The organism is Roseovarius halophilus (ex Wu et al. 2025), assembly GCF_047086965.1.
Genome location: NZ_JBKOTX010000267.1, coordinates 1 through 6,231 on the forward strand (window position 1 = coordinate 1; position 6,231 = coordinate 6,231).

General features: G+C 67.8%; 6 protein-coding genes. 3 read left to right on the top strand and 3 right to left on the bottom strand.

Annotation, left to right across the window (positions count from 1 at the left end):
* Window positions 1-110 precede the first annotated feature (110 nt).
* Window positions 111-875, top strand: a complete 765-nt coding sequence (locus ACH107_RS29075; protein WP_412509206.1) for an NADH-dependent oxidase — start codon at window positions 111-113, stop codon at window positions 873-875.
* A 27-nt stretch (window positions 876-902) separates the two neighbouring features.
* Here ACH107_RS29075 and ACH107_RS29080 read toward each other — a convergent pair whose 3' ends face one another.
* Together ACH107_RS29080 and pheT are read right to left on the bottom strand one after the other, a co-directional pair.
* Window positions 903-1,352 carry a YtoQ family protein gene (locus ACH107_RS29080; protein WP_412509207.1) on the bottom strand — a complete coding sequence of 150 codons (450 nt, stop codon included), beginning with the start codon at window positions 1,350-1,352 and terminating at the stop codon, window positions 903-905.
* Window positions 1,353-1,427: 75 nt separating this feature from the next.
* The gene (gene pheT, locus ACH107_RS29085) at window positions 1,428-3,827 is read right to left on the bottom strand and encodes a phenylalanine--tRNA ligase subunit beta (protein WP_412509208.1); all 2,400 of its coding nucleotides are present in this window, start codon (window positions 3,825-3,827) and stop codon (window positions 1,428-1,430) included.
* A gap of 179 nt (window positions 3,828-4,006) precedes the next feature.
* Here pheT and ACH107_RS29090 point away from each other — a divergent pair, with 179 nt between their 5' ends.
* Both ACH107_RS29090 and recR read left to right on the top strand, forming a co-directional pair.
* Complete coding sequence (locus ACH107_RS29090; RefSeq protein ID WP_412509209.1) at window positions 4,007-4,351, top strand: YbaB/EbfC family nucleoid-associated protein; 345 nt, start codon at window positions 4,007-4,009, stop codon at window positions 4,349-4,351.
* Between the two features lie 86 nt (window positions 4,352-4,437).
* Window positions 4,438-5,031 (top strand): recombination mediator RecR, encoded by a 594-nt coding sequence (gene recR / locus ACH107_RS29095; protein ID WP_412509210.1) that lies wholly within the window; start codon window positions 4,438-4,440, stop codon window positions 5,029-5,031.
* Window positions 5,032-5,077: 46 nt separating this feature from the next.
* Here the strand turns inward: recR and ACH107_RS29100 are convergent, their stop codons facing one another.
* Window positions 5,078-5,830, bottom strand: a complete 753-nt coding sequence (locus ACH107_RS29100; protein WP_412509211.1) for a DUF1013 domain-containing protein — start codon at window positions 5,828-5,830, stop codon at window positions 5,078-5,080.
* Window positions 5,831-6,231 lie beyond the last annotated feature (401 nt).

Genomic DNA, 6,231 nt, shown 5'->3' on the forward strand with positions numbered 1-6,231 from the left:
TCTTCAGATACTCGCGATGTCAAAAAGCGCAGAGACAAAATCAACAAGAAGCGCCACTTCTTCCTTGGCGCAACCCGCGTCATCAACCTCAGTATTTCACGGGCGGACAGGTGCGGCTGACGGCGCAGAGCGCGCTGCGCCGTGACATGATCGGCGTGATCGACTGGCGCATGGCGCAATGCGAGGCGCGCGGCGTCACGTTCCGGTTCAACACGATGGCCGAGCGCGCGGAGGTACTGGACACCGACCCGGACGTGGTGATCGTGGCGACGGGCGGGCTGGCCCGGCCCGCGACGCTGGAGGCGGGCGAGGCTCTGACCGTCTCGGCATGGGACATCCTGTCGGGGGACGCCAAGCCGGGCGAGAACGTGCTGCTTTTCGACGAGGTGGGCGATTACGCCGCGCTCCAGGCCGCCGAGAAACTGGCCGACAGCGGGGCCACGGTCGAGCTGATGAGCCCCGATCAGGGCGCGTCGGGCGACGTGTCGGGCATCACCTTCGTGCCGTTCATCCGGGCCCTGCAGGCGCGGGACGTGACCTTTACCGTGACATGGCGGCTGACGGGCGTGGCGCGCGATGGTAACCGGTTGCGGGCGCGGATCGGGTCGGATTACTCGGATGCCGTGCAGGAACGGCAAGTGGACCAGGTCGTGGTGAACAACGGCAGCGCGCCGCTGGACGACCTGTATTTCGACCTCAAGCCGCTGTCGCAGAACCTTGGCGCGGTGGATTACGAGGCGCTGGTCGCGGGGGTGCCGCAGACGCTGGGCGGAGGGCCGGCGGGGTTCCGCCTTTACCGGATCGGCGACGCGGTGTCGTCGCGCAACACCCACGCCGCCATCCACGACGCGCTGCGCCTGATGAAGGATATCTGAAGGGGCGCCGGCGGCGCCCCGGCGGCCTCAGCCCGGCAGGGTGCCTTCGAGGGTGTAGCGCAGAACCTGCGCCACCTGTGCCGGGTCGCGCGCGACGGCAAGCGCGGCGGCGTCCACCTCCTTGAGCGCGTGATCATGCTCGGGCGGTTGCAGGATGATGAGTGACTTGCCGAGGGCGCTGGCATAGCCCGCGTCGAAGGCCGCGTTCCATTGCTTGTACTTGTCACCGAAGCGCACGACCACCACGTCGGCATCCGCGATGCCCTTGCGGGTGCGTATCGCGTTGACCATCGCGCCCTTGTGATCGTGCCAGTACTTGTCGGCCTCGGCGCCGAGGATCGCCACGCCGCAATCGTCGGAGGCGCCGTGATCGGTGACGGGGCTGTTGAAGGTCACGTCCAGCCCCTTGCACGCCGCGATGATCTCGTCGCGCCAGTCGGTGTGGATTTCGCCGCTAAGATATACGTTCAGGGTCATTCCCGTCCTCCTTTGTTGGCTGCCACGCGCCGCGTGGATCCGCGGCCGTGAAAAACTGCGGGCCGGCAGGCGGCCCTAGCCGCGCAGCACCCCGCCGGTGGCTTTCTCGACCTTGTCCACGATCCTTGTCGAGATCGCGTCGATATCGGCGTCCTTCAGTGTTTTCTCGGTGGGTTGCAGGCGCACCGTGATCGCGAGGCTCTTCTTGCCCTCGCCAAGGTTGCCGCCGATGAATTCGTCGAAGACGCGCACGTCGTCGATCAGCGCCTTGTCGGCCCCGGCGGCCGCGTTGACCAGCGTCAGCGCCTCCACCCCGCTATCCACGACGAAGGCGAAATCGCGTTCGACCGCCTGCAGGTCACTGACCCCGAGCGCCCCGCGCGACGCGCCGCTCTTGCGGGGTTGCGGGATCTCCTCGGGGAAAAGGGTGAAGGCCATGGCGGGGCCTTTCACGTCCAGCGACCTGAGCACCTTGGGGTGAATCTCCCCGAAAATGCCCAGCACTTTCTTCGGCCCGAGGCAGACGCGGCCATGCCGGCCCGGGTGCCACCAGCCCGGCCCGTCGCGCAGGATCTGGACCTTGGCGGGCGCGCCCATCGCCGACAGAAGCGCCTCGGCATCGGCCTTGGCGTCGTAGACGTCGACGGCGCGCGACTGCCCGTGCACGTCCTTGGGGCCGGTCCGTCCCACCAGAAGCCCGGCGACCTGCAGGTGCTGCTCGCCCGGTTCGCCCCCGTGGAAGGCGTGGCCCACCTCGAACAGGGCCATGTCGGCCATGCCCCGGGCCTGGTTGCGCGCGGCGGCCTGCAGAAGCCCCGGCAGCAAATCGGGGCGCATGTGGCTCATCTCCGAGCTGATCGGGTTGGCCAGCATGCTGGCCGCGTCCCCGCCCCCGAAGGCCGTTGCGGCGGCTTGGTCGATGAAACTGTAGGTCACGCACTCGTTGTAGCCGAGCGCGGCGACGGTCCGGCGCGCGACCTGCTCGCGCTTCTGGAGCGGGCTGAGGACGGGCTTGGGCACGCCGTCATGCGCGCGCGGCAGCGGCCGCCCCCGGAGTTTCGTCAGCGAGGCGACGCGGGCCACCTCTTCCACCAGGTCGGCCTCGCCCATGATGTCGGGCCGCCAGCTGGGAACATGCGCCATGTCGCCGTCCAGCGCGAAGCCAAGGGCGGTCAATGTCTGGCGTTGCTCGGCCTCGGGAATGTCCATGCCCACCAGAGACTGCACCCGCGCCGGGTCGAGCCGGTAGGCGCGGGAGGTATCCGGCACCTCGCCCGCGACGACGCGTTCCGACGGCTCCCCGCCGCAGAGATCGAGGATCATCCGCGTGGCAAGGTCGAGGCCCGTCATGTTGAAGGCCGGGTCGATGCCGCGTTCGTTGCGGTAGCGGGCGTCGGAGTTGATCTTGAGCGCGCGGCCCGTATGCGCGATCTGGATGTGATCCCACACGGCGGCTTCGAGGAAGACACTGGTCGTTTCTTCGGTGCAGCCGGTGGCCAGCCCGCCCATGATGCCGCCGATGCTCTCGATGGCCGCGTCGTCGGAAATCACGACCTGCCCGGGCTCGAACGTGTATTCCTTCTCGTCGAGGCCGACCAGCGTCTCGCCGCCCTTGGTGCGGTGCACGCGCAGATCGCCCTGCACCTTGTCCGCGTCGAAGACGTGCAGCGGACGGTTTCGATCGAAGGTGAAGAAATTGGTGATGTCCACCAGCGCCGAGATCGGACGCAGGCCGATGGCGCGCAGCCTGTCCTGCAGCCATTGCGGGCTGGGGCCGTTCGTCACGCCGCGGATCAGTCGGCCGGCGAAGACCTCGCAGCCCTGCGCGCGCGTGTCCGCGTCGATGGTGACGTTGACGGGGCAGGGGACCCGCGCGTCGATCTGTGCCTCGGGGGCGGGTTTCATGGTGCCCAGCCCGCGCGCCGCAAGGTCGCGCGCGATGCCCCGCACGCCAAGGGCGTCGGGCCTGTTGGGGGTGATGGCGATCTCGATCACGGGGTCGACCTTGGCCGGATCGTTGACCGCCAGCCAGTCGGCGAACGGCGCGCCCACCGTGCCCGAGGGCAGCTCGATGATGCCGTCATGTTCTTCCGACAGCTCCATCTCGCGTTCCGAGCACATCATCCCGCAGCTCTCGACCCCGCGGATCTTGCCCACGCCGATCGTCGTGTCGATGCCGGGCACGTAGACGCCCGGCTTGGCCACGACCACGGTGATCCCCTCGCGCGCATTGGGGGCGCCGCAGATGATCTGCTTCTCGCCCTCGTCGGTGGCCACGCGGCAGACGCGCAGCCGGTCGGCGTCGGGATGCTTCTCGGCCGCCAGCACCTTGCCGATCGTGAACGCGCCCAGCCGGGCGGCGGGGTCGTGCACCTCTTCGACCTCCAGCCCCAGGTCGGTCAGCGTCTCGGCGATCTCGGCCACCGTGGCCTCGGTTTCAAGATGGTCTTTCAGCCAGGAAATCGTGAATTTCATGCGCTCCGGTCCGCTTTTCCTCGGGTCAGGAGGGCTTTAGCGGATATGGGGCAGCGGGAAAACCCCGCATTGCCGCGCCCTCGCCAGATGGCACGGGCCACCGCGCATGTCACGGCTTGTCCCGGCCCGTCACCGCACGTATCTAGGGACCAAGCGACCCGGAAACAGCGGAGATTGGGATGTTCAAGGGATTGGGCCAGATGGGCGACATGGCCAAGATGATGAAGGCCGCCCAGGAAATGCAGGAAAAGATGGCCGGCCTGCAGGAAGAGATGCACAACATCATGGTGGAGGGCGAATCCGGCACCGGGCTCGTCAAGGCGACCTGCAGCGCCAAGGGCGAGCTCAAATCGCTCGACATCGACCCGTCGATCTTCAATGCCGACGACAAGGAAGTGGTCGAGGACCTGATTCTTGCCGCCATCAAGGACGCGCAGGCCAAGGCCAATGACCGCGCTCAAGAGGAGATGGGCAAGATCACCGAGGGCATGGGCCTGCCCAAGGACATGGACCTGCCGTTCTGATCCTTTCCCGGCTCGAAATATCGCGGGGCAACGCGCGGGGCCGGTCCGGCGCCCCGCCCCGCACAACGCGTGGAACGGTCGCCTGAATGTCCTCGGATCGCGACATCGACGCCCTGATCGAGGCGATGGCCAAGCTGCCCGGCCTCGGGCCGCGCTCGGCCCGGCGCGCGGTGCTGCACCTCGTGGCCAAGCGGGAACTCAAGCTGGTGCCGCTTGCCGGGCTGATGGAGAAGGTCGCCGCGACCGCGCGCGAATGCACGACCTGCGGCAATATCGGCACGACCGAAACCTGCGGGATCTGCGCCGCCGAGGGGCGGGCCAACGGGCAGATCTGCGTGGTCGAGGACGTGGCAGACCTCTGGGCGATGGAGCGCGCGGGGGTCTTCGGCGGGCGCTACCACGTGCTGGGCGGCACGCTGTCGGCGCTCGACCAGGTCGGGCCCGACGAGCTGCGGATCCCGATGCTGGTGGAGCGGGTGGCGACCGAGGGCGTGAGCGAGGTGATCCTCGCGCTTGGCGCCACCGTGGACGGGCAGACGACCGCGCATTATATCGCCGACCAGCTTGACGGGCGTGTCACGCTCAGCTCGCTGGCGCAAGGCGTGCCGGTGGGCGGGGAGCTGGATTACCTCGACGACGGCACCATCACCGCCGCCCTCACGGCGCGCAAGGCGCTCTGACACCGCGGGCCCCCGGGACGCGGCGTGCCGCGACCCGGCCGCGTATTCAGCGCTGCGTGTCGTCCTCGTCCTCGTCGTCCGAGTCGGCGGGCAGGTCGAAGAAACTGTCGGCGTCGATCTCTTCCGCGTCTTCGCTGTCGTCCTCACCGCCGAGGCTGAAGGTTTCCAGCCCCTCGATGGCGGTCGGGATGCGCGGCTCCGCGTCGCCTTCGAGGCTCTGTTCGGTGCTCAGCAGCTTGCGGCGCTCGTCGTCGTTCATCGCCTCGCCTTCCTTGGCCTTCTTGGCGGCGGCCTTCTGAACGGCGACGTCCAGTTCCCCCTGCTTGCACAGGCCAAGCGCGACCGGGTCGATGGGCTGCATGCTGGAGATGTTCCAGTGCGTCCGGTCGCGGATCGACTGGATGGTCGGCTTGGTCGTGCCCACCAGCCGGGCGATCTGGCTGTCGGCGAGTTCCGGATGGAACTTCACCAGCCACAGGATGGCGTTCGGCCGGTCCTGCCGCTTCGACAGCGGCGTGTACCGCGGGCCGCGGCGCTTTTCCTCGCCCATGGCCGCCGGGTTGTGCTTGAGCTGTATCCGGTGACCCGGGTCGGCCTGCGCGCGGTCGATCTCGTCCTGCGTCAGCTGGTTGTTGGCCACGGGGTCGAAGCCCTTGACCCCGGCGGCCACGTCGCCGTCGGCGATGCCCTGGATCTCGAGCTCGTGCATGCCGACGAAATCGGCGATCTGCTTGAAGCTGATCGTCGTGTTGTCAACCAGCCAGACGGCCGTCGCCTTGGCCATGATCGGTTTCGCCATCTCTCACGTCTCCTTCACGCATATTTTCCCCGTCGCCTGAATCGGCTGTCCCGGCCGGGCCGGAACGGGTTACCGTTGTCGGGGAACTCGCACGCATATAGTGATCCGGGCAGGAAAATGAAAGTCCGAAATGCGCCGGTGAGTCCTTGTCCGTCATCATGCCTGACGCCCGAGACGACAAGGCCGACAGTCCGCGCGAGCCGCTGACCTTCAGGGCAGGGCGCGTACATGACGGCACCCGGCTTGCGCCGCGGGGATGACGTCCCGACCCCCGGGTTTCTTCTCGGTCAAAATACCCGGTGGTGCCGGCGTTCGCGGGACGCCCCGCCGTCTCGGCGCCGGGTTTTTGAACTGGAAACGATTTTGCAAGAACCGTCACTGACGGTCCAAGAACAAGGCTC

Excerpts from the sequence above, each read along its gene's own strand:
- ACH107_RS29080 (WP_412509207.1), bottom strand. The coding sequence starts at position 1,352 with ATGACCCTGAACGTATATCTTAGCGGCGAAATCCACACCGACTGGCGC.
- pheT (WP_412509208.1), bottom strand. The coding sequence starts at position 3,827 with ATGAAATTCACGATTTCCTGGCTGAAAGACCATCTTGAAACCGAGGCC.
- ACH107_RS29090 (WP_412509209.1), top strand. The coding sequence starts at position 4,007 with ATGTTCAAGGGATTGGGCCAGATGGGCGACATGGCCAAGATGATGAAG.
- recR (WP_412509210.1), top strand. The coding sequence starts at position 4,438 with ATGTCCTCGGATCGCGACATCGACGCCCTGATCGAGGCGATGGCCAAG.
- ACH107_RS29100 (WP_412509211.1), bottom strand. The coding sequence starts at position 5,830 with ATGGCGAAACCGATCATGGCCAAGGCGACGGCCGTCTGGCTGGTTGAC.